Consider the following 22,514-nt stretch of genomic DNA (forward strand, 5'->3'; position numbering starts at 1 on the left):
CGGTCCTCTAGAAGCTTCTTGTCGGCCGGTCGAAGACCCGGCGGCCAAACAGGCTGCCGGTCAGTTCGACCATCAGACGCGCGGTTTTTCCGCGTTCGTCCAGGAAGGGATTGAGCTCGACCAGGTCGAGAGAGGTGACGAGACCACTGTCATGCAGCATCTCCATCACCAGATGGGCTTCGCGGAAGGTCGCGCCGCCCGGAACGGTGGTGCCGACGGCCGGGGCGATTGACGGATCCAGAAAATCGACATCCAGGCTGACATGCAGAAGGCCGTTTTCGGCCCTTACACGCTCCAGAAACGGCTTCAGAAGAGTGCCGATGCCTTCCTCATCGATCCGGCGCATGTCGCTGACACCGACGCCGTGGCTGACCAGCAGGTTGCGCTCGGCATCATCGATCGAGCGAACGCCGAGGATCTCGACATTCTGCGGTTTCAGGGTGTGTTCCAGCGGGCTGCCGAGCAGATCGTCAAATCCGGGCAGGCCGCACAGAAACGCGAGCGGCGTACCGTGAAGGTTGCCGCTGGCGGTGCTGTCCAGCGTGTGAAAATCCGAATGCGCATCGAGCCAAAGCACGAAAAGCGGGCGCCCGAGTGCTGCTGCCGCCCTTGCCTGACCCGAAACGGTGCCCGCCGCCATGGCGTGATCGCCGCCAAGATAAATCGGAAAACCCGGTCCTTCGCCAAGTTCCGCCGCCTTCTGGTGGAGCGCCCGGGTCCAGGCAACATAGGCGCGGTAATTCCGCAGTATCCTGTTGGGAGGGGTGAGGCTGCCAACTTCCGCCGGGCTCAGATTTCCGTGGTCGACGACCGAATGGCCGAGTTCCTGCAGCGTCTCCTGCAGGCCGGCGGTTCGATAGGCGTCCGGTCCCATGAGGCAGCCGCGCTGACCGGCGCCTTCATCCACCGGAGCTCCAACCAGCACAATCTGTTTCTCAACGACGTTCACGTCCTGCTCCGCCTCAAAATTCAACTGTCAAAAGTGTGCTGAAACGCCGCGGCGGAGTAAATCCGGACACTTGATCAAAAGAGCAGCCAGATTTATCATTTTGATAAGCTCAATTTATCGGAATGGAAAAATGGACGATCTGGATCTTCGATTGATCTCGCTTCTGCGCCATGACGGGCGAAGGTCAGTGTCCGAATTGGCAGGTGATCTGAAGGTCTCACGCGCCACCGTGCGCTCTCGCATGGAGAAGCTGGTCGACACGGGAGAAATCCTGGGATTTACCGCCGTCCTGCGCGACGACTGGCGCGATCTGCCGATCCGCGCGGTGACGCTGGTAGTCGTAGACGGCCACAACACCGAACCGGTGATCCGCTCGCTCAGCGCCATGACGGAGGTTCGCGCGATCCATTCAACAAACGGCAAGTGGGATCTGGTACTGGACGTCGCCACGCGCGATCTTGCTGCCTTTGACGATGCACTCAATCGCATTCGCCTGATCGAGGGTATTACCGGCACGGAGACGAGCCTGCTTCTGACCACGCGCAAGGGACCTGCGGTTTCGGCCAGCGAATTCAAGGATGTTCTGGGGTAGCAACGCCAGTCCCGGTTTCTGTGCAGTCATTCCGGCCGAGTGAAGCGGAAACTGGTACCAAAGCGCCAAGGATCATGAGACGGATCGCAAATCGGGTCGATCCCCTGTTGTTCGCCGACTAAGATCGGAGCAGACTTCAAGTTCAGCATGAAGAAACCGCCATGACCAAAGCGCTCGACCTTACCAGCCTGACGTCCGAACCGACCCCGATCTCCATCGGCGAGGAGGCTGCGCAGCACTACGACGTCGTTCGCCGCACCTTGAAGCGGATCACCGAAGACTGGCGCGAGCAGCCCACGCTGGACCAGCTGGCCAGGGAAGCCGGTCTTCAACCCATCCAGCTGCAACGCGTGTTTTCGCGCTGGGCCGGACTGACGCCGAAGCAGTTCCTGCAGGCAATCACGCTGGATCACGCCAAGGCGCTGCTGCGCGAGTCCGCCAGTGTTCTCGACGCGACCTACGAAGTGGGCTTGTCCGGATCCGGCCGGCTGCACGACCTTTTCGTCACCCATGAAGCCATGACGCCTGGCGATTACCGCAATCGTGGCGCAGGTCTTTCAATTGCCTACGGCTTTCATCCTTCCCCTTTCGGCCAGGTTCTGGTGATGGCCACCGACAAGGGTTTGGCCGGTCTGGGATTTGCCGATCCGGGCGAGGAAACCTCTGCCCTGGAAGACATGTGCGAGCGCTGGCCCGCAGCCGTTTTCGTCCAGGATCAGGATGCGACGGCGCAATTTGCCCGGCGCGTCTTCGATCCGAAAAAGTGGCAAGAGGATCAACCGCTCAACATCGTTATGATTGGTACCGATTTTGAAATCAGGGTCTGGCAAACCCTGCTGAAGATCCCGATGGGCAAGGCCACCACCTATTCCGACATCGCCGCCTGCCTCGGCAACCCGAAGGCATCCCGCGCTGTCGGCACCGCAGTCGGCCGCAACCCGCTCTCGTTCGTCGTCCCCTGCCACAGGGTGCTCGCCAAAGGCGGCAAACTCGGCGGCTACCACTGGGGCCTCACCCGCAAACGCGCCATCCTCGGCTGGGAAAGCGGCTTGTCCGGGCCGGTTCTGGAGTGTCTTTGAGGGGGGGCAAAATGAACCCACCGTCCGTCATTCCGGACAAGCGCAGCATCGATGCGCGCAGATCCGGAATCCAGACATCAGCATGAGCGAAGCGAAACCCGCTTGAAAGAAGAAGCGGCCGCGCCTTAGGCGCGAAAAGCATCTGGATTCCGGATCTGCGTTCGGCTTGCCTCACTTGTCCGGAATGACAGCCGGAGACCCTAAAACACCGGCCCCTTCGGCATCGGATAGTTGCCGGTGATTTCCCAGCCGAATGCGGCGATGCGTTCGGCGGCCATGGGTGTGACGTCGCCGGTGATCAGGAAGTCGACGCCCGTTGGCGGGAAGGGCAAGGTGCCGAGGCCTTCGTGCATGGCGGAGAAGGTCTGCGCCACGGTCTGGGTCCAGGCCACATGATCGAAAGGCATGACGATGGCGGCGATGCCGTCACGGCGCAGGGCGACGGGGATGCCGGACACCAGCTTGATGTCTCCCAGCGGCGAAACCGTGCTGTTGTAGGTTTCCATGAGAACGACACGACGAAGCTGGAAATAGGCAAGATCCCGGCTGTCGGCATCAGCCGCCTTTTCGGCAATCAGGTAAAGGTCCTTCACACCGGGCATTGCCTGCATCTGATAGGCGATCGCGGCCTTTTCGGAAGCCGTGTAGAACGGATTGCCCATGAGCTTGGCATTCGTCACCTCGGGCACGCCCACGGCGCGCAGAACGCTTGAGGTGCGTTCCTGCAGCTCGGTCGGCGTGCTGTCGACGATGAGATTGCGGAAATTGTCTGCCTGCCGCGCGGCATTTACGATGATACCGCCGGGCAGGAGGCTGGTAATTGCGCTCACCGTCCAGTTGCCTGCCGTGGTCACGCTGGCGGTTTCGTCGAGCTTTTCCGATAACGGCCGGTAGAACGTATAGGGATCGACACCCACATCGACCGCAAGTTCGCGCCGGGCCTTGGCCTGGCCGGTGATCGACTTGGCAAGTTCCGCCGGAGATCCGCCCTTGCCGCTGACAGCGGCCTCGACGCCCTTGGTGAGGCGGCCGAACATGCGGCCGACACCGGAAACGGTGTTCTTTGCGGTTCCCACAGGATCGGTCACCGTGCTTTCGACGAACTCGACCGGCTTCATGGCCGCCTGCTTGAGGCCGTCAACGAAGCTTGCGTCGTTCTTCAGACTGTCTAGGGCAATCAGCACCTGGATTTCGTGCAGGCGCAGCTTGAGCATGCCGTCGCCTTCGATCTGCTCGACGCCGAGATCGGTCTGAACCTGATAAATCCGCAGGAAACCGTCACCGCGCACCGGCGAGAGTACCGCATAGCCGGGACCGAGTTCCTTGCCGTCGAGAAGTGTGGCCGGATCCTGCTCCGGTGGCGTCTCATATTGTTCGGTGAGCGCGTTTGCAGGCACGCTCAAGAGCAGAGCGCCCAGGAAAGCGCCTGCAAGCTTTGGGCGACAGGTTTCAAAACCGAACATTCAGGGCCTCCTCGGGCAGAGGCCGGTGACGCCTCAGACCGGCGCCAGACCGCTGCGCGCCAGAACTTCACCAGCCAGATAGAGCGACCCGCAAATCAGAATCCGGGGCGGCTCGCCATCTTTTGCCGCACAAGCTGCCACATCTGCCAGCGCCGCGTCCAGTGATTGAAACGGCGTCGCTTCAAGTCCCGCACAGCGGGCAAGATCGGCCAGGTCTTCCGGCTCCCTTGCGGTGGGTGTCGTGGTGATCGGCACCGTGCCGACATGGCGTGCAAGTCCGTGGAACGGACGGAAGAATCCGACGGGATCCTTTGTCGTCAGCATGCCGGACACGAGGTAAAGCGGCCGGGGTGAGCGCTCTTCCTGTTCGCCCATGAACTGGGCGATCGAAATGCCCGCGCCGGGATTGTGGCCACCATCGACCCAGACTTCCGACCCTTCCGGACACAGGTCATGCAAAGGTCCGCTGGTGATCGGCTGCAGCCGTCCGGGCCAGTTGACCGTTTTCAGGCCGTGGGCAATCGTATCGCCATCCGGCAACATGCCCGCCGCCTTCAACGCCGCAATGGCGACAGCCGCATTGGAGAACTGGTGACGGCCACCAAGCACGGGCACAGGCAGGTCGATCAATTCGTCCTCGTCCTGAAACGCCATGCGGCCCTGGTCTTCCTGGGCTGCGAAATCCTGCCCGAACACTTCGATCGGCGCCTTGTTGCGCGCTGCCTGACGCGCAATCGTTGCCATGGCGCTGTCTTCCTGCGCAGCGCAGATGACCGGCACGCCCGGCTTTATGATTCCGGCCTTTTCGGCAGCAATCACCGACAGGTCGTCACCCAGAAACTTCTCGTGGTCCATCGAAACCTGGGTAATCACCGTGGCAAGCGGCCGGTCGATCACGTTGGTCGCGTCTAGACGGCCTCCGAGACCGACTTCAAGCAGCAGCACATCTGCGGGATTTTCCGCGAACAGGAGCAAGGCAGCAGCGGTGGTGATCTCGAAAAAGGTGATTTCCTCACCGCCATTGGCTTCTTCGCAGCGGTGCAGGGCCTCATAGAGGACCGGATCGGAGACGAATTTGCCATCCGAGCCGAGCCGAATGCGCTCGTTGAAGGAAACCAGGTGCGGCGAGGTGTAGACGTGGCAGCGTTTTCCGGAAGCTTCCAGGATCGCCCGCATGGTGGCGGTAACCGAGCCCTTGCCGTTGGTACCGGCGACGTGAATCACCGGCGGCAGGCGCTGTTCGGGATGCCCGAGCGCTTCCAGCAGGCGGTACATGCGACCGAGCGAGAGATCTATCTCCTTCGGATGCAGCGCCAGCAAACGGTCCAGAATTTTCGTGATTTGATCCAAGGCGCCCTCCGCAGGGTCCCTTTTTCCCGGTTGCGTTTGACTAACGCCTTTACGGGAAGGCCGCCCGCGAGACAAGCGGACAGCCCGGAAATGTCGTGTCAGGCCGCTTTCGCGACGTATTCGTGTAACGAAGCCACCTAGCTGGCAGCTTCCGCGCCCTTGGCAGGCTCCGCAGCCGTTTCGGCAGGCTTGGCTTCGGCTTCCGGTGCCGGCTCCTTCGGCGCTTCAAGCTTCGGCAGTTCGACTTCCCGCTTCATCAGGATACCGCAGATGCGTGCCAGTGTTTCCTTCATCTTCTGGCGCGGCACCACCATGTCGATCATGCCGTGGTCGAGAAGATATTCGGCAGTCTGGAAATCGTCCGGCAACTTTTCGCGCACGGTCTGTTCGATCACGCGGCGGCCTGCGAAGCCGATCTGGGCGCCCGGTTCGGCAATGTGCACGTCGCCAAGCATGGCGTAGGAGGCCGAGACGCCGCCTGTGGTCGGGTTGGTCAAGACGACGATATAGGGCAGTCCCGCTTCGCGCAGCATCTGCACACCGACCGTGGTGCGCGGCATCTGCATCAGCGACAGAATGCCTTCCTGCATGCGTGCACCGCCGGAAGCGGCAAACATGACGAAAGGCGTCTTGTCCTCGACCGCTTTCAGCATGCCGGCAAGGATCGCTTCACCCGCGGCCATGCCGAGCGAGCCGGCGATGAAATCGAAGTTCTGCACGGCAATGGTCAGCGGCGTGCCGTTGACCTGGCCCTGGGCCACGATCACAGCTTCGTCTTCGCCGGATTTGGTGCGGGCTTCCTTCAGGCGGTCGGTGTAGCGCTTGCTGTCGCGGAACTTGTGCGGATCGGCATGCACTTCCGGGGTATCGACCTCGGTGTATTTGCCGCCGTCAAACAAAGCCTCAACGCGTTTGCGCGCCGGGATGCGCATGTGATGACCGGAATTCGGAATCACCCAGAGATTGGCTTCCAGATCCCGGTGAAACACCATTTCACCGGTTTCCGGACACTTGATCCAAAGGTTTTCCGGAACTTCGCGCTTTTTCCAAAGATCACGGATCTTGGGGCGTACGATAGAATTGATCCAGTTCACGTCAAACGCGTCCCGCTACTCGAGTTACCATTGGACGGAGATATGGGGTCCGTCCGAAATCCTTCAATTCAGACCAGCCGATGGCTGACCAGTCAGGCTGTTCTTGACCGGGCGCATCCGGAGGCCAGGTCGGATACCAGGTCGACGACGGTCTGAACGGTTTTGTCAGTCGCCTTGCCGGCCTCATCGAGGCTGTCACGGATGGCATTGACCAGAACCGACCCGACCACGACACCGTCGGCATCCTTGCCGATTTCCGCTGCCTGGTCTGCGGTCTTCACGCCGAAACCGACGGCAACCGGCAGGTCCGTGTGGCCCTTGATCCGCTTGACCGCGGTGGTCACCCGACCGGTATCGGCGATATTGGCGCCGGTGATGCCGGTCACGGAGACGTAATAAACGAAACCGGAGGTGTTGGCCAGAACGGCAGGCAGACGCTTGTCGTCAGTGGTGGGTGTTGCCAGGCGAATGAAATTGAGACCTGCTTCCAGGGCCGGAATGCAGAGTTCGTCATCTGCTTCTGCCGGAATATCGACAATGATGAAGCCGTCGACACCAGCGTCCTTGGCTACTTGCACGAAAACCTTCGGGTCTCGCACGTAGATCGGATTGTAATACCCCATCAGGATGATCGGCGTATCCTGGTCCTGCTTGCGGAACTCACGAACCATGTCCAGGGTCTTGTCCATGGTGTGCCCCGCAGCCAGCGCACGCTGATTGCCAAGCTGAATCGGGATGCCTTCGGCCATCGGGTCGGAAAACGGCATGCCGAGTTCGATAACGTCGGCACCTGCTGCCGGAAGGGCGTTCAGGAGGGCTTGCGAGGTCTGCAGATCCGGATCGCCTGCGGTGATAAAGGTGACCAAGGCCGGCCGGCCGGCATCCGCACAGGCTTTAAAACGGCGGTCGATACGCGTATCCGTCATTCACTGCTACCCTTTTTCGCGCCATCCGGGACCCTCCGGGGCGTTTCCGTTTCAGCGATGTACGGGGGCAGTGCGTGCAATGTCAATTGTCTCATGCAGATTCGGAGCGTTGAAACAGGCTCCGAACCCAGACCGGTCAGCGGCTTGGATAGTCGATCAGGCCGATAGCGCGCAGGGCGGCATCCGCCCGGTAGACATGTTCGCTGCCCATGGGCTTCGCCCGGCCGGAGCGCGTGAACGGGTTTCCGGCACCGCGAAACACGGTGGCGAGGGGCGCTGCCGATGGCGCGCTGATATGGAGGGCCTGCAAGGTGCTCATCTCAAAAACCAAAAAAGATTGATGCCGCGATCCGGAATCGCAACCGGGCCGCACCTTATGGCTTTTTTGCAGTGCAGCAAGCTGTGGAAGCGCAGGTCAGACCCGCGAAAAATGCATGGCTGATAGGCGAAATGTGCACAAATTGCGCCTAGAAAAATGCACTGCGTGCACCTATTGTAGAACGAACCACTGAGCCACCAAACAAATAAGGAGCTGAAAATGGCCCATTCCCTGTTCGAACCCGCTCCTCAGCCTTTCACTGAAAAGCTGTGGCGCCGGATGAGGGATTTTCACCTGGGTTTTGCCCAGCGCAAGGGTGTTGCCGAAGTTTCTTCCGCGCAATCAGACCCGGCGCTGGCACAACAGGCGACCGGTCTGGACGCCCGGGGCCGCCAGCAGTTGCTGGAAGCCATGTTGACGGCAAAACCCATAGCCGTGCCACTGCGCGCTGCTTACAAACGCAGCGCCTGACTGGCTGCAGCCTTAGCGCCGTTTGAAATGACGGGCGAAGGCGCGGCTGGTGATTTCGCTGCGTTCCAGGCCGAGATCGGCAAGCTGGGCGTCGTTCAGGTGGTTCATGCGTGCGATTTCGCCGGCAACCTTGCGGGAAGCGCGAAAGTCGCGGACGAAGCCGGTCAGAAGATCGAAAGCCATTTCGGGGTTTCCTCAAGCGGCCGGCAATAGCGCCGACCCTGTTTCATTCGCGGCTGATTTAGTCTTTCCCGGCGGATTCACAACGCACAAGTTTGCATTGCAGCATTTCCAAACTGGCGGGGCTGGTTAACCGGCGTTAGGGGCCGGTGGCAAGCCGCGTTGTCATCGCGGTCAAAATGGAACGTCGGCCCTATCCAAAACCCGCATTGATGACGTGCAGGCGCCAGGCCTTTCTCTTGGCGGAGGGGATGACAGTCCGGAGCGGCAAAAAGAAAAACCGCGCACCTTTCGATACGCGGTTTTCCAGGGTTCCGTTCGAAGCGGGCTATCAGAGATCGAAGCCCAGCATCTGGCCAACGGCAAAGACGTCCTTGTCGCCCCGGCCGCACAGGTTCATGACGATGATCTGGTCCTTGTCCATTTGCGGGGCCAGTTTCACGACATGGGCCAGCGCGTGGGCCGGCTCCAGCGCCGGGATGATGCCTTCAACGCGTGTGAGCATCTGGAAAGCTTCCAGAGCCTCGTCGTCCATGACCGGTACATAGTCCACACGGCCGATTTCCTTCAGCCAGGAATGCTCCGGTCCAATGCCCGGATAATCGAGACCGGCGGAAATCGAGTGACCTTCCAGGATCTGGCCGTCGTCGTCCTGCAGCAGGTAGGTGCGGTTGCCGTGCAGAACGCCCGGCTTGCCTGCGGTCAGGGATGCGCAGTGTTCTTCCCCCTGAAGGCCACGGCCACCAGCTTCGACGCCGTAAATCTTGACGTCCTTGTCGTCCAGGAACGGATGGAACAGGCCAATGGCATTGGAACCACCACCGACGGCGGCAACCAGCGCATCCGGCAGCCGGCCTTCGGCTTCCATCATCTGTTCGCGCAGTTCCTTGCCGATCACCGACTGGAAGTCGCGCACCATTTCCGGATAGGGATGGGGGCCCGCGGCAGTACCGATCAGGTAGTAGGTGTCCTCGACGTTGGTCACCCAGTCGCGCAGCGCCTCGTTCATGGCGTCCTTCAAGGTGCCGGCACCGGCGGTCACCGGCACGATTTCCGCGCCCAGAAGTTTCATGCGGAAGACGTTCGGCTTCTGCCGTTCCACGTCGGTCTTGCCCATGTAGACAACGCAGGGCAGACCGAAGCGGGCACAGACTGTCGCTGTCGCGACACCGTGCTGACCGGCGCCGGTTTCCGCGATGATGCGGGTCTTGCCCATGCGCTTGGCGAGCAGGATCTGACCGACGCAATTGTTGATCTTGTGCGATCCGGTGTGATTCAGCTCATCACGCTTGAAGTAGACCTTGGCACCGCCGAGTTCCTTCGTCAGACGCTCGGCAAAATAAAGCGGCGACGGACGGCCGGTGTAGTGTTTGTTCAGCGTCTCGATCTCGGTCTTGAAAGCCGGATCGTTCTTGGCGTCCTTGTAGTGCTGTTCCAGGTCCAGGATCAGCGGCATCAGCGTTTCGGCAACATAGCGGCCGCCAAAAATACCGAAATGCCCGCGGTCGTCCGGACCGGTCCGGATGCTGTTAGCCATATCGTTCACGCGTTTACTCCTTCACCCGGGGTTCAGCCCGGAACCTTGACGCCCTTGGCCGCCGCCAAGAATGCGCGAATGAGACCACTGTCCTTGACGCCCTTTTCCCGCTCGACGCCGGAGGAAACATCCACCTCGCTGACGCCGCTCAAACGGATCGCCTCGGCGACGTTCTCCGGATCAAGTCCTCCGGAAAGCATGAAGGGCTTCTTCAGGTCAAGGTCTTTCAGGATCGTCCAGTCGTAGGAGACGCCGTTACCGCCGGGCAGTTCGGACCCTTTCGGTGGCTTGGCATCGAACAGGAGACGATCTGCCACAACAGCATAATAGTGCGCCTGCTCCAGATCTGAACGGTCGGAAATCGAAATCGCCTTCATGACCTTGGTGCCCTGCATCACCTTGGCCGCTGCCAGGGCTTCCGGAGCTTCCTCGCCATGAAACTGGAACGTATCGGGCTTCACCAGCTCGTTGATACGGGACAGGCCGTCGAGATCCATGTTGACGGTTACCGCCACGATCTCCGCCCGGCCGCGCGCCATATCGGCCAGCCGGCAGGCCTGGCTGAGCGACACATGACGCGGGCTCTTCGGGAAGAACATCAACCCGACCATATCCGCACCGGCATCCAGCGCCGCCGCCATGGTGTCCTCGGTCGAAAGACCGCAGATTTTGACTTTAATATCCGACATGGTTTCGAGGTATCGCCGTTGGGGCAGGGTTTGTCAAAAAAGATTAGCTATCGCGAAGCGAAAAGGCGCAATTGCACGCTATCGCCCCTCTATCGAGTGACTTGCAGCTTAAGTACGACGAGACACCGGACTTTGGATTTCCATGTGTGTTGCCGCAGCGCTTCGGGGCTCCCCGATCCCGGATCTTCGCTACGCTGCGTCCGGGATGACGACCGAGAGATCAAGGTAGTTGTTACTGATTTAGAACCAGATACAGATCCTGCCAGTCCGGGTTCATCTCCTCGATCAGATCGAATTTCCATTGCCGGCGCCAACGCTTGATCTGTTTTTCGCGGGTAATCGCAGCCCCGGTCTCTTCGTGCTGTTCTTACCAGACCAGGGATTTCGTTCCGTATCGGTTGGAAAAACCCTCAATCAGACCTTCGCGGTGCTCGTAAACCCGGCGGGCCAAGTCCGTCGTCACGCCCGTGTAAAGAGTTTCGAACGGTCGCGAGGCAAGGATGTAGACCCAGGCTGTCAAACGATGGTCACTCCGGGTTTCGAGAGGTTTTGGGGTGGCTCCCCGATCCCGGGTCGCGCTTTGCTTGCCCGGGATGACGACTGAAAGGTTTTACCAGACCTATCTTCGTCATCCCGGACGCAGCGCAGCGGAGATCCGGGATCGGAGCGCCCCTAATTCAGCGGAATAATCACCACCTCACGTCACATTGAACGCCGCGATGGCGGCCATGTTGACGATGTCGCTGTCCTTCGCACCCAGGGGAACGATCTGGATCGACTTGTCGAAGCCGACGAGCAGCGGGCCGATGACCGTGGCGCCGCCCAGTTCCTGCAACATCTTGGTAGAGATGGATGCCGAGTGGAACGCCGGCATGACCAGAACGTTGGCCGGACCGGACAGGCGGCAGAACGGATAGGCGGCCATTCGGTCCATGTTGAGCGCGATGTCCGCGGCCATTTCGCCGTCGAATTCAAAGTCAACGCGGCGGCGTTCGAGGATCTTGACCGCCTCGATGACCTTTTCCGAGCGTTCGCCCTTTGGATGGCCGAAGGTGGAATAGGCCAGCATGGCAACACGCGGTTCGTAGCCGAATTTGCGTGCGACATGCGCCGCTTCCTCGGCGATGTCCGCCAGTTCTTCCGATGTCGGCATGTCGATCACCGCCGTATCGGCGATTAGCACGGTACGGCCGCGGGCCAGTGCCAGCGACACGCCGATGACCCGGTGACCGGGCTTCGGATCGATGGTGGCCTTCACCGTATCGAGAGCGACGGAATAGTTCCGGGTCAGACCGGTCACCATGGCATCGGCGTCGCCGCGCGCGACCATGATCGCACCCCAGTAGTTGCGGTCGTTGTTGACCATGCGCTGGCAGTCGCGCAGCAGGTAGCCCCGGCGCTGCAGGCGGCCGTAGAGATACTGCGCGTAGTCGCTGTTGCGGTTGGAAAGCCGCGCGTTCTGGATGGAAATGCCCGGCCGGTCGATGTCGATGCCCGCGCGTTCGGCCATGGATTTGATTTCGTCTTCGCGGCCGATCAGGATGGCCTCACCCAGGCCCTGCGACACGAAGCTTGTCGCTGCGCGGATGACCGGTTCTTCCTCGCCCTCGGCGAAGACGACCCGCTTGGGCTGCTGGCGCACCTTGGAGAAGATCCGCTGCAAGGTGCCGGCGACAGGGTCGCGGCGGGCGGAGAGCTGGTGCTTGTAGGCCTCCATATCGACAATCGGCTTGCGGGCGACGCCGGACTCCATCGCAGCCTGGGCGACCGCAGGCGGAATGGTGTGGATCAGGCGCGGATCGAAGGGCACCGGAATGATGTATTCCGGACCGAACTTCGGCCGGTTGCCCCGATAGGCCGCGGCAACTTCGTCCGGCACTTCCTCCCGCGCCAGTTCCGCCAGTGCGTGTGCGCAGGCAACTTTCATGGCGTCGTTGATCGTGGTGGCCTGAACATCAAGCGCGCCGCGGAAAATATAAGGAAAGCCGAGCACGTTGTTGACCTGGTTCGGATAGTCCGAACGCCCGGTCGCGACAATTGCATCGTCGCGCACTTCCGCCGCCTCTTCCGGCGTGATTTCCGGGTCCGGGTTGGCCATGGCGAAAATGATCGGGTTCGGTGCCATGACCCGCAGCATGTCAGGCGTCAACGCGCCCTTTGCAGAAACGCCGAAGAAGACGTCAGCGCCCTTGAGGGCGTCATAGAGCGAGCGTGCCTTGGTTTCGACCGCGTGGGCGGACTTCCATTGGTTCATGCCCTCTTCGCGGCCCTTGTAGATGACACCCTTGGTATCGCACAAAGTGACGTTCTCGTTCGGAATGCCCATTGCCTTCACGAGTTCGATGCAGGCAATGCCGGCCGCACCCGCGCCATTGCAGACCACCTTGGTGTCCTTCATGTCGCGACCGGTCAGGTGAAGGGCGTTGATGAGACCCGCCGCCGCGATGATGGCCGTGCCATGCTGGTCGTCATGGAAGACGGGAATGTTCATCAGTTCGCGCAGGCGCTGTTCGATGATGAAACAGTCCGGCGCCTTGATGTCCTCCAGGTTGATCCCGCCGAAGGAAGGACCGAGATAGCGGACCGCATTGATGAATTCATCGACCTCTTCGGTATCGACTTCCAGATCGATGGAATCGACGTCGGCGAAGCGCTTGAACAGGACGGACTTGCCTTCCATCACCGGCTTTGAGGCAAGCGCGCCCAGATTGCCGAGGCCCAGAATAGCCGTGCCATTGGAAATCACCGCAACCATGTTGCCTTTGGTGGTGTAGTCATAGGCACGGCTGGGGTCTTCCGCGATCGACCGCACCGGCACCGCCACGCCGGGCGAATAGGCCAGCGACAGGTCGCGCTGGGTCGCCATCGGTTTGGTGGGCGCAATTTCCAGCTTCCCGGGGCGGCCTTCCTGGTGGAATTGCAGCGCTTCCTGGTCGGTGAAGCTGACATTGGTCTTGGTCGGTTTCTTGTCGGCGGACATGGTTTGGGCGTTTCCTCTTGCGCGCTCTCTTTACGGGGCGGGAGCCCGACCTTATCCCCTGGAAAATGAAGCCTCAAGCCAAGATGGAATAGGCCCTTGGTGGAATGGTCCGCTCAGTTTGCTAGGTATCAGGCATGAGTGGACAGAGCGCGCAAGAAATCACCCCGGCGGACAGCAAGGTCACGCCAATGATGGCCCAGTTCCTGGAGATCAAGGCTGCCAATCCGGACAGCCTTCTGTTCTACCGGATGGGCGATTTCTACGAACTGTTTTTCGAGGACGCCGAGGTTGCCTCCGCCGCGCTCGGAATCACGCTGACCAAGCGTGGCAAGCACCAGGGTGCCGACATTCCGATGTGCGGGGTGCCGGTGCATGCAGCCGACGACTATCTCAACAAGCTGATTGCCAAGGGGCACCGGGTATCGGTCTGCGAACAGACGGAAGATCCGGCCGAGGCCAAGAAACGCGGCTCCAAATCCGTCGTCCGGCGCGATGTCGTGCGTCTCGTCACCCCCGGAACGCTGACGGAAGAACGCCTGCTGGATGCCGGTGCCAACAACTACCTGATGGCGCTGACCCGGTTGAAGGGCGGCTCGCTGGACGGCAGCGCGGTCTATGGCCTTGCCTGGATCGACATGTCCACCGGCTCCTTCCAGGTGTCGGAAACCGATCATCAGCGTCTTGCCGCCGACCTTGCCCAGGTTTCCCCGCGCGAACTGATCCTGTCGGACAATCTGCTGCAGGAAAGCGAGTTGCGCCTGACAGCCGAACAGGCGGGCGGTGCGCTGTCACCGGTGCCACGTGCCTTTTTCGACAGTTCCACCGCCACGGACCGGCTTGCGCATTACTTTGGTGTGAAGACCCTCGACGGCTTCGGCACCTTCAGCCGGGCGGAGCTTTCCGCCGCCGCCGGCATTCTTGCCTACATCGAGAAGACCCAGCTCGGCGAACGCCCGCCGCTGGATCCGCCCGTGCGCGAGGCCGGCGCCGGGCGCATGCTGATCGATCCGGCAACCCGGGCCAATCTGGAGCTGTCCCGCACGCTTTCGGGCGAAAAGCAGGGCTCGCTGCTGGCGACAATCGACCGGACAGTGACAGGCGGCGGCTCGCGCCTGCTCGCCAGCCGCCTGGCCGGACCGCTGGTCAATGTCGATGCGATCCAGCACAGGCTCGACGGCGTTGCCTTCTTTCTTGAAAACGAAATCATGCGCGAAGGCCTGCGCCAGACACTGAAAGGCGCCCCGGACATGGCCCGGGCCCTGTCGCGGATTGCGCTCAACCGCGGCGGGCCGCGCGATATCTTGTCGGTTGCCCAGGGGCTTGAGGCCGCGCGGGCAGTGCTCGACCAGACCAGTGCGACGGCGGGAACGATTCCGGCGGAAATCGCTGCTGCGCGCGCCAGTCTGGAACAGGCCCCGCACGATCTCGGCAGCGAATTGACGATGGCACTGAAAGAAGAGCCGCCGCTTCTGAAACGCGACGGCGGTTTCATCGCCACCGGTTACAACGCCGATCTGGACGAACTGCGCTCCCTGCGCGACGAAAGCCGAAAGGTCATCGCGAAGCTTCAGGCAGACTATTCAGAAGAACTCGGCCTGAGGTCGCTGAAGATCAAGCACAACAATGTGCTCGGCTGGTTCATCGAGGCGCCTTCCGCGCAGACGGAAAAGCTGACCGGAGATCCCGGCCGGTTCATCCACCGCCAGACCATGGCCGGCGCCATGCGCTTCACCACCACGGAGCTTGCGGATCTGGAATCGAAGATCGCCAGTGCCGGCGAACGCTCGCTTGCCATCGAGCTGGAAATCTTCGACCGGCTTGCCAAGGCGATCATCGACGCAGGGGAAGCAATCAAGGCCGCCGCCCACGGCCTCAGCATTCTGGATGTTTCGGCGGCGCTTGCGAAACTTGCCCAGGAAGAAAGCTATGTCCGGCCCGTCGTCGATGACAGCCGCGCCTTCGACATCAAGGGTGGACGTCATCCGGTGGTCGAAAAGGCGCTGAAGAAATCCGGCGGTGACAGTTTTGTTGCCAATGATGCCAATCTCGGTCCGGAAGTGGACGAGGATATCGGCCATATCTGGCTGATTACCGGTCCGAACATGGCCGGTAAATCGACTTTCCTGCGCCAGAACGCACTGATTGCCGTGATGGCCCAAACGGGCGGATATGTGCCGGCAGCAGCAGCCCATATCGGCGTGGTCGACAGGTTGTTCTCCCGCGTCGGCGCGGCAGACGATCTTGCGCGCGGCCGTTCCACCTTCATGGTGGAGATGGTCGAGACCGCCGCAATCCTCAATCAGGCCGGTGACCGCTCACTCGTGATCCTGGACGAAATCGGCCGTGGCACTGCGACGTTCGACGGCCTGTCCATTGCCTGGGCGACGATCGAACATCTTCATGAGGTCAACAGGTCCCGTGCCCTGTTTGCGACTCACTACCACGAACTGACTGCCCTTTCCGCCAAGCTGGCCCGGCTTTCAAATGCCACCGTCTCGGTGAAGGAATGGAAAGGCGACGTTATCTTCCTGCACGAGATCGTTCCGGGCGCAGCCGACCGGTCCTACGGTATTCAGGTGGCCAAGCTGGCGGGTCTGCCGGTATCCGTCGTCGAACGCTCCAAGCAGGTGCTCAGCCAGCTGGAAGAGCAGGACCGCCGCTCGCCGGCTGAGAGCCTGATCGACGAACTGCCGCTTTTCGCAAGCCTGACCGCGCCTGCGCCCAGCGCTCCGGCAGGGTTTGCGGAACCCGATCCCGTCTCGGTCGCGCTTGAAGCAATCAATCCGGATGACATGACCCCGCGCGAAGCGCTGGAAGCGCTGTACCGGCTGAAGACGCTACGGGTGACGCCGGACGACTAGTTGTCAGGTTCGAATTGTGCCGCTGATTTGAGTGGCGATAGCGTTCGGGATTGTCTGGTTTTCGAAACTTTCCGAAACCGGTTGCGCGATCGGCAGACGCGCGTTCGGCAAAAAAAAGCGGTGACGGGGCGATACAACCCAGTTAGGTTGTAATTCTTGCTTATTTCACTTTTCCGGCGATCGTCATGTTGTCCCTCCTGCAACTGCCCCGACAGGCATTGCTGATTCTGCTTCTTCAATTCACCAACAGCCTCGGCGTTTCGGCGCTGGTGCCGCTGATGAGTTTTTTCATTGTGGAAGGGCTGGGCGCCGAACCCTGGCAGGTGGGGCTTTACTCCGGTCTGGTGATGCCGCTGACGCTGGCCGTCAATCGATGGGCAGGCGAACGGCTGGACAACCGTTTTCCGGTCAAGAGCCTGCTGGTCGTCTCTGTTGTCGCCTATATCACGCTCGCCGCACTGCTGACCCAGATCAGCAGTCTGGTGATGCTGCTCGTTCTGATCGCCCCCCTGATGAGCCTTTCCAACATGGGCGCGGGTGTCGTCTTTACCTTCGGCCGCCTTTTTGCCGAACAGCAGGGCATGGACGTTGCCAGGGTCAATTCCTGGCTGCGCATGATGGTTTCACTTGCGTGGATGATCGGGCCGGCAGTCTCCTTTTCGGTGGTTGCAGCCTTCGGCTTTGCCGCCGCCTTCCTGTGCGCCTTTGCGATCGGCATTGTCTACCTGATGCTCTGGTACATTGTCGTTCCGGCGGACTTCAGGTCAGCACGAGAGCGTTCCAAGACAAACGGCAAGGCGCCGATCAACTGGGGTCTTCAGATTGCCGGGCTGACCTGCCTTGGCTTTGTCATCACCAATTCGCTGTTCGTCTCGGCGATGCCGCTGTTCTTCGTGCAGGAAACACATCTGCCCGGCGCAACACCCGGCTTGGCACTGTCGGTCAAATGCCTGCTGGAAGTCTTTGTCATCTTCGGCTCGGTTCGCCTTGCCGAGCGCATCGGCATTCGCCAGGTGCTGCTGCTGGCAGCGTGCCTTGCCGCGGTCAGCATGGTGCTGTTTGCCCAGGTGACCGCACTCTGGCAGGTGCTGGCCATCGCGGTACTGGAAGGGACTTATTATGGCCTGTTTGCCGGTGTCGCGATCAGCTTCGTGCAGAGCTTCGCACCGGACCGGCCGGGCCGGGCAACGGCGGTTTACATGAACAGCCTGTTCCTCGGTGGCATGATCGGCAGCATTTCGATGGGTTTCATCGCCAGTGCGGCCAGCTTTCAGACCGTGCTTTACACCGCAGCGCTTTCGGCAACCGCGGCCCTGGCCGTTCTGCTTGCAACGCTCAAGGTGCAGCCCAAAGTCATTGAAGAAGGAGCCTAGACACCGCCTGACTTGGCGACGGACAACGCATTGGCCATGGCACCGGCAAAACTCGTTCTGTCATCGGGATTCAGGAAATTGCCGAGATCGACCTGTTCACCCCGACTGAGGAGGGTCACCTTGACGACCCCTTCGTCCTCGATCCGGTCGACCGTCAGGCGGACCCAGAAGGGATTGAAACGGTATTCCTGGTATTTCTTGCCCGGGCCAACCTTGCGGATCGCGATCTCGTGCCGCGAGACAACCACTTCCTCGAAAGTTCGTGCGGAGTGGTAGTTCATCCGAAAGGCAAACCAGAGCAGCGCGATATCAAGTCCGAAGAACCCGAAAACCGGCCAGGCGCCGATACGCAGAAACAGAATACCGGCGATGAAACTGACACCGCCGAAGAAGCACATGAGAACCAGGAATCCGTTTGGCCCCAGAGACCGGTGAGGGGTCAGAACGGCAGTGAAAAACGGCCGGTCCTGATCCGGCAATTCGCCATCCCGCAGGGGTTTCGGATTGTTCTTGCTCATGAGGAATGATTATAGAGAGAAGATGACGCAAGCAAAGAGCCCTTCCAAGACTGCGGCAGCACGCCGGCCCGCAAAATCCAAACAGACCCGGAGAAAAGCACCCTCCGTGGACAACCCCGGCAAGGTGCTGAAACGGTCCCGCTATACGAAAGCGGAAACCTTTGCGATCTTCCAGCGCTTCCATGCCGACAATCCGGAACCGAAGGGCGAACTGGATTATGTCAATGCTTTCACGCTTCTGGTTGCCGTGGTGCTTTCGGCCCAGGCAACCGACGTTGGCGTGAACCGGGCAACAAGACACCTGTTCCAGATTGCCGACACACCGGAAAAGATGGTGGCGCTCGGGGAGGACCGGGTGCGGGAGGAAATAAAGACGATCGGCCTTTACAAGAACAAGGCCAAGAACGTCATCCTGTTGTCCGAGCAGCTGATCCGCGACCATGGCGGCGAGGTTCCGGAAGACCGCGAAGCGCTGGAAGCGCTGCCCGGTGTCGGCCGCAAGACCGCAAATGTGGTTCTGAACATCTTCTTCGGCCACCCGACCATTGCCGTCGACACGCATCTGTTTCGCCTGGGCAACCGCATAGGCATTGCCCCCGGCAAGACGCCTCTCGACGTGGAAAAAGCCATGGAGAAGGTCGTGCCGGTGGAATTTGCGCTCCATGCCCACCACTGGCTCATCCTGCATGGCCGGTACATCTGCAAGGCGCGCAAACCGGAGTGCCGGCGCTGTGTGATTTACGATCTGTGCCGGAGCACGGAGAAAGAACTTTTTGATGCGGTGCCGGATATTGCCCTGCGCACCAAAGCCCTTATTGAAAAGGAAACAGTTGCGTGAGTTTCCCGCTTGGACCATTTCCCGTGAGCGAGAGGCTTCGCTTCCGCTTGCCTTCCAGCAATGATGCCGCTTTTTACCACCAGCTCATGAATGAGCCGGATTACATCCGATTTATCGCCGACCACGGTATCAAGACCGAGGAAGACGCGGCCAACTACATCAAGAACAAGACGCTGGCGCGCTTTGCCGCCCATGGAGTCGGGCTTTGGATCCTGGATCTGAAACCATCGCTGACACCGGTTGGTGTGTGCGGTCTGGTGGTGCGCAAGGAACTGAAGTACCCGGACCTTGGCTTTGCCTTTCTGGAAGACCACCGCGGAAAGGGGTTCGGGCGCGAGGCCGGGCAGAGCGTGCTGGACTTCGTTACCCGGGAACTTAAGCTGCGCACGCTGTGCGCGATCACGCATCCGGAAAACGTCCGCTCCGCCAACCTCCTGAAGAAACTTGGCTTCGAGCCGGATGGCCAGCGGCATCTGGCGGAGATCGGGACGACCTCCAACTATTACGAATGGAAATTGCGTTATGTGGAAAGCGGTCTGGCCTGAGGGCCGCCGCAATCAATCGCGACGATCAGCGTTTCTCGCGAACGCGTACGACCACGTCGACACGAACGATTTCCATGCCTTCGGGTGCTTTCGGCAGAGCGCCGATGCCTACACCTTCGCCCGGAATGTCGATCACCCGGTTTTCGCCTTCGATGAAGAAGTGATGGTGGTCGGACACATTGGTGTCGAAGTAGGTCTTGTTGCCGTCGATCGCGACTTCGCGCAGCAGACCGGCTTCGGTGAACTGGTGCAGCGTGTTGTAGACCGTGGCGAGAGAGACCGGCACATCGGCGTCGACCGCCTCTTCATGAAGCAGCTCGGCCGAGATGTGGCGATCGCCCCGGGAGTACAGAATTTCTGCAAGCGAGACACGCTGGCGCGTCGGCCGAAGGCCTGCAGACCGCAGCATGTCGGTCACATTCTTCTTGTCGCCGGTTTCATGCACCACAAGTGTTGTCATTCCGATCCGATCCAGGTCCAGGGTCGCTTCTTGAAACGGCGCAAATATGTACCGCGCAAACGTTGCGCCGGGCCGTTTTCACTAACATTGGCCTATATCTGCCATTTCTTGTACCCAAGATGCAAGTTTTAAACGTAAAGGGCAACCTGAGCGGAAATCAGGGCGCAACTGCGGCGCGTTCGGAAGGTTCGTGCAAGCGCTGACCAAACAGCCGCAAGCCGGTGTCCCGGAGCCGGATGCGCAGATTACGTCGAATACGCACAAAACTTGGCGAAACGCCCGAAAAAACCGAGTAACTTCGCGCAAGTGACATCTTTCGGTCATGGTTCCCCTGTGTTAGGAAGGCGCCTCAAACGAACCGAAAACAAACCGAACCTGCCCTGGGAATTTCTCTGGCAGGAGACAAAACACGGATCCCGAATGACCGATCGCCGCTCCAGCTACGATTATGAAGCACTTCTCGCCTGCGGCCGCGGCGAGCTGTTTGGCCCGGGCAATGCCCAGCTGCCTCTTCCCCCGATGCTGATGTTCGACCGGATCACGGAACTTTCCGAAACCGGCGGTGAATTCGACAAGGGGTTCGCTCGCGCCGAGTTCGACATCAAGCCGGATCTCTGGTTCTTCCCGTGCCATTTCCAGGGAAATCCGGTGATGCCGGGCTGCCTTGGTCTCGACGCCCTGTGGCAGCTGACCGGTTTCTTCCTTGGCTGGCTGGGCCTTGAAGGCAAGGGCATGGCCCTGTCGACCGGTGAAGTGAAGTTCAAGGGCATGGTTACGCCGGACGTGAAGCTGGTGGAATACGGTGTCGACTTCAAGCGGGTCATGAAGGGTCGCCTGGTTCTCGGCATTGCCGACGGCTGGTTGAAGGCGGACGGTGAACAGATTTACAAGGCGACCGATTTGCGCGTCGGCCTGGCAAAGACCTGACACCCGTTCGCAGGATCAATTGATGGCACCGGCGCTTCTTTTTCATTGGGAGCGCCGGTTTGCATATTATGTATGTGCCTGCAGGCTCTCGACACACCCCCTGAGAGCTGTGGTGCAGTCAAGACAATAGGAGACCGCAATGAGACGCGTTGTCGTCACCGGCATGGGTATCGTGTCGTCCATCGGAGCAAACACCGAAGAAGTGCTGTCCAGCCTTCGAGAAGGCAAGTCCGGCATCAGCTTCGCTCCGGATTACGCGGAACACGGCTTCAGAAGCCAGGTACACGGCATGCCGAATGTCGATATCGCTTCGCTCATCGACAAGCGCCAGCTGCGCTTCATGGGCGACGGTGCCGCCTATAACTACATCTCCATGCAGCAGGCGATTGCCGACAGCGGTCTGGAAGAAACCGACATCTCCAACCCGCGCACCGGCCTGATCATGGGTTCCGGTGGTCCGTCGACCAAGAACCTGTTCCAGGCGCACCAGATCGTGCTGGAAAAAGGGTCGCCCAAGCGCATGGGCCCGTTCATGGTGACCCGCGGCATGAGCTCCACCAACTCTGCCTGCCTGGCGACGCCGTTCAAGATCAAGGGCATCAACTATTCCATCACGTCGGCCTGCTCCACCTCGGCACATTGCATCGGTGCAGCTACCGAACAGATCCAGTTCGGCAAGCAGGACGTCATGTTTGCCGGTGGTGGCGAGGAACTAGATTGGACCCTGTCCTGTCTGTTCGACGCCATGGGCGCCATGTCCTCCAAGTACAACGACACCCCTCAGACCGCATCGCGGGCCTATGACGCGACCCGCGACGGCTTCGTGATTGCCGGTGGTGGCGGTGTGGTGGTTCTGGAAGAACTGGAACACGCCAAGGCGCGCGGCGCGAAAATCTATGCCGAGGTTACCGGCTACGCAGCCAACTCCGACGGCTACGACATGGTGGCGCCTTCCGGTGAAGGCGGCGAGCGCTGCATGCGCCTTGCCACCTCGACCCTGGGCGACCGCAAGGTCAACTACATCAACAGCCATGGCACCTCGACACCCGTCGGCGATATCGGCGAAATCGAAGCGATCCGCCGCGTGTTCGGTGAAAACCAGCCGCCGGTGTCTTCGACCAAATCGCTCACCGGCCACAGCCTGGGTGCGACCGGCGTTCAGGAAGCCATTTACTGCCTGCTGATGCTGCAGAACGACTTCATGACAGCGTCTGCCAACATCAACGAGCTGGATCCGGCCCTGAAGCCGGGCGAGATCGTGACCGAGCGCGTGGACAATGCAGGCCTCGACACGGTTCTTTCCAACAGCTTCGGCTTTGGCGGCACCAACGCGTCGCTCGCGCTGTCGCGCTTTCACGGCTGA

21 protein-coding genes and 1 pseudogene are annotated in these 22,514 nt (G+C 60.5%); 9 read left to right on the forward strand and 13 right to left on the reverse strand.

The annotated features are described in order from the left end of the window. Positions 1-7: 7 nt before the first annotated feature. Positions 8-949, reverse strand: coding sequence for an arginase (gene rocF / locus Q666_RS38965; RefSeq protein WP_031269967.1), 942 nt, complete (start codon positions 947-949; stop codon positions 8-10). A 130-nt stretch (positions 950-1,079) separates the two neighbouring features. Here rocF and Q666_RS38970 point away from each other — a divergent pair, with 130 nt between their 5' ends. Further along, a complete protein-coding gene (locus Q666_RS38970) occupies positions 1,080-1,541 on the forward strand; it encodes an Lrp/AsnC family transcriptional regulator (protein ID WP_023002430.1) in 462 nt (153 codons plus the stop codon). A 161-nt stretch (positions 1,542-1,702) separates the two neighbouring features. Continuing rightward, positions 1,703-2,620, forward strand: coding sequence for a bifunctional helix-turn-helix domain-containing protein/methylated-DNA--[protein]-cysteine S-methyltransferase (locus Q666_RS38975; protein ID WP_023002431.1), 918 nt, complete (start codon positions 1,703-1,705; stop codon positions 2,618-2,620). A gap of 200 nt (positions 2,621-2,820) precedes the next feature. Here the strand turns inward: Q666_RS38975 and Q666_RS38980 are convergent, their stop codons facing one another. From Q666_RS38980 to Q666_RS39000, 5 genes are all read right to left on the reverse strand, one after another. Continuing rightward, a complete protein-coding gene (locus Q666_RS38980) occupies positions 2,821-4,083 on the reverse strand; it encodes a hypothetical protein (RefSeq protein WP_023002432.1) in 1,263 nt (420 codons plus the stop codon). 33 nt (positions 4,084-4,116) lie between these two features. Next, positions 4,117-5,433 (reverse strand): folylpolyglutamate synthase/dihydrofolate synthase family protein, encoded by a 1,317-nt coding sequence (locus Q666_RS38985; RefSeq protein WP_031269969.1) that lies wholly within the window; start codon positions 5,431-5,433, stop codon positions 4,117-4,119. Between the two features lie 137 nt (positions 5,434-5,570). Continuing rightward, positions 5,571-6,527, reverse strand: a complete 957-nt coding sequence (gene accD, locus Q666_RS38990; RefSeq protein WP_023002435.1) for an acetyl-CoA carboxylase, carboxyltransferase subunit beta — start codon at positions 6,525-6,527, stop codon at positions 5,571-5,573. Positions 6,528-6,619: 92 nt separating this feature from the next. After that, complete coding sequence (gene trpA, locus Q666_RS38995) at positions 6,620-7,453, reverse strand: tryptophan synthase subunit alpha (RefSeq protein ID WP_023002436.1); 834 nt, start codon at positions 7,451-7,453, stop codon at positions 6,620-6,622. 136 nt (positions 7,454-7,589) lie between these two features. Beyond that, the gene (locus Q666_RS39000; RefSeq protein WP_023002437.1) at positions 7,590-7,772 is read right to left on the reverse strand and encodes a hypothetical protein; all 183 of its coding nucleotides are present in this window, start codon (positions 7,770-7,772) and stop codon (positions 7,590-7,592) included. Between the two features lie 219 nt (positions 7,773-7,991). Between Q666_RS39000 and Q666_RS39005 the strand changes: the two genes are divergently transcribed. Next, entirely contained in the window at positions 7,992-8,243 is a 252-nt protein-coding gene (locus tag Q666_RS39005; protein ID WP_023002438.1) for a hypothetical protein, read from the forward strand. A 12-nt stretch (positions 8,244-8,255) separates the two neighbouring features. Here Q666_RS39005 and Q666_RS65435 read toward each other — a convergent pair whose 3' ends face one another. From Q666_RS65435 to Q666_RS39025, 5 genes and pseudogenes are all read right to left on the reverse strand, one after another. After that, the gene (locus tag Q666_RS65435; RefSeq protein WP_023002439.1) at positions 8,256-8,426 is read right to left on the reverse strand and encodes a DUF1127 domain-containing protein; all 171 of its coding nucleotides are present in this window, start codon (positions 8,424-8,426) and stop codon (positions 8,256-8,258) included. A gap of 328 nt (positions 8,427-8,754) precedes the next feature. Next, entirely contained in the window at positions 8,755-9,960 is a 1,206-nt protein-coding gene (gene trpB, locus Q666_RS39010; RefSeq protein ID WP_031269970.1) for a tryptophan synthase subunit beta, read from the reverse strand. A 32-nt stretch (positions 9,961-9,992) separates the two neighbouring features. Further along, a complete protein-coding gene (locus Q666_RS39015) occupies positions 9,993-10,649 on the reverse strand; it encodes a phosphoribosylanthranilate isomerase (RefSeq protein WP_023002441.1) in 657 nt (218 codons plus the stop codon). A gap of 232 nt (positions 10,650-10,881) precedes the next feature. Next, positions 10,882-11,169 (reverse strand): annotated as a pseudogene (locus Q666_RS39020) (GIY-YIG nuclease family protein). A 177-nt stretch (positions 11,170-11,346) separates the two neighbouring features. Continuing rightward, positions 11,347-13,629, reverse strand: coding sequence for an NADP-dependent malic enzyme (locus Q666_RS39025; protein ID WP_023002443.1), 2,283 nt, complete (start codon positions 13,627-13,629; stop codon positions 11,347-11,349). A 134-nt stretch (positions 13,630-13,763) separates the two neighbouring features. On the opposite strand from Q666_RS39025, the gene mutS reads away from it, so the two are divergent. Together mutS and Q666_RS39035 are read left to right on the forward strand one after the other, a co-directional pair. Next, entirely contained in the window at positions 13,764-16,490 is a 2,727-nt protein-coding gene (gene mutS, locus Q666_RS39030; protein WP_023002444.1) for a DNA mismatch repair protein MutS, read from the forward strand. 185 nt (positions 16,491-16,675) lie between these two features. Further along, positions 16,676-17,863 (forward strand): MFS transporter, encoded by a 1,188-nt coding sequence (locus tag Q666_RS39035; protein WP_023002445.1) that lies wholly within the window; start codon positions 16,676-16,678, stop codon positions 17,861-17,863. Here Q666_RS39035 and Q666_RS39040 read toward each other — a convergent pair. Next, a complete protein-coding gene (locus Q666_RS39040) occupies positions 17,860-18,381 on the reverse strand; it encodes a DUF2244 domain-containing protein (RefSeq protein WP_023002446.1) in 522 nt (173 codons plus the stop codon). The genes Q666_RS39035 and Q666_RS39040 overlap by 4 nt on opposite strands. Before the next feature lie 22 nt (positions 18,382-18,403). On the opposite strand from Q666_RS39040, the gene nth reads away from it, so the two are divergent. Together nth and Q666_RS0132860 are read left to right on the forward strand one after the other, a co-directional pair. Continuing rightward, positions 18,404-19,219, forward strand: a complete 816-nt coding sequence (nth, locus tag Q666_RS39045) for an endonuclease III (protein ID WP_023002447.1) — start codon at positions 18,404-18,406, stop codon at positions 19,217-19,219. A gap of 23 nt (positions 19,220-19,242) precedes the next feature. After that, positions 19,243-19,764 (forward strand): GNAT family N-acetyltransferase, encoded by a 522-nt coding sequence (locus tag Q666_RS0132860; protein WP_161633274.1) that lies wholly within the window; start codon positions 19,243-19,245, stop codon positions 19,762-19,764. Between the two features lie 25 nt (positions 19,765-19,789). On the opposite strand, the gene irrA is transcribed toward Q666_RS0132860, so the two are convergent. Continuing rightward, positions 19,790-20,224, reverse strand: a complete 435-nt coding sequence (gene irrA / locus Q666_RS39050; RefSeq protein ID WP_023002449.1) for an iron response transcriptional regulator IrrA — start codon at positions 20,222-20,224, stop codon at positions 19,790-19,792. Between the two features lie 420 nt (positions 20,225-20,644). Here irrA and fabA point away from each other — a divergent pair, with 420 nt between their 5' ends. Both fabA and fabB read left to right on the forward strand, forming a co-directional pair. Continuing rightward, on the forward strand, positions 20,645-21,151 hold the full coding sequence (gene fabA, locus Q666_RS39055) for a 3-hydroxyacyl-[acyl-carrier-protein] dehydratase FabA (protein ID WP_023002450.1): 507 nt from the start codon (positions 20,645-20,647) through the stop codon (positions 21,149-21,151). A 139-nt stretch (positions 21,152-21,290) separates the two neighbouring features. Then, positions 21,291-22,514, forward strand: a complete 1,224-nt coding sequence (gene fabB / locus Q666_RS39060; RefSeq protein ID WP_031269976.1) for a beta-ketoacyl-ACP synthase I — start codon at positions 21,291-21,293, stop codon at positions 22,512-22,514.

The organism is Labrenzia sp. C1B70 (assembly GCF_000475395.1).
Lineage (GTDB): Bacteria > Pseudomonadota > Alphaproteobacteria > Rhizobiales > Stappiaceae > Roseibium > Roseibium algicola.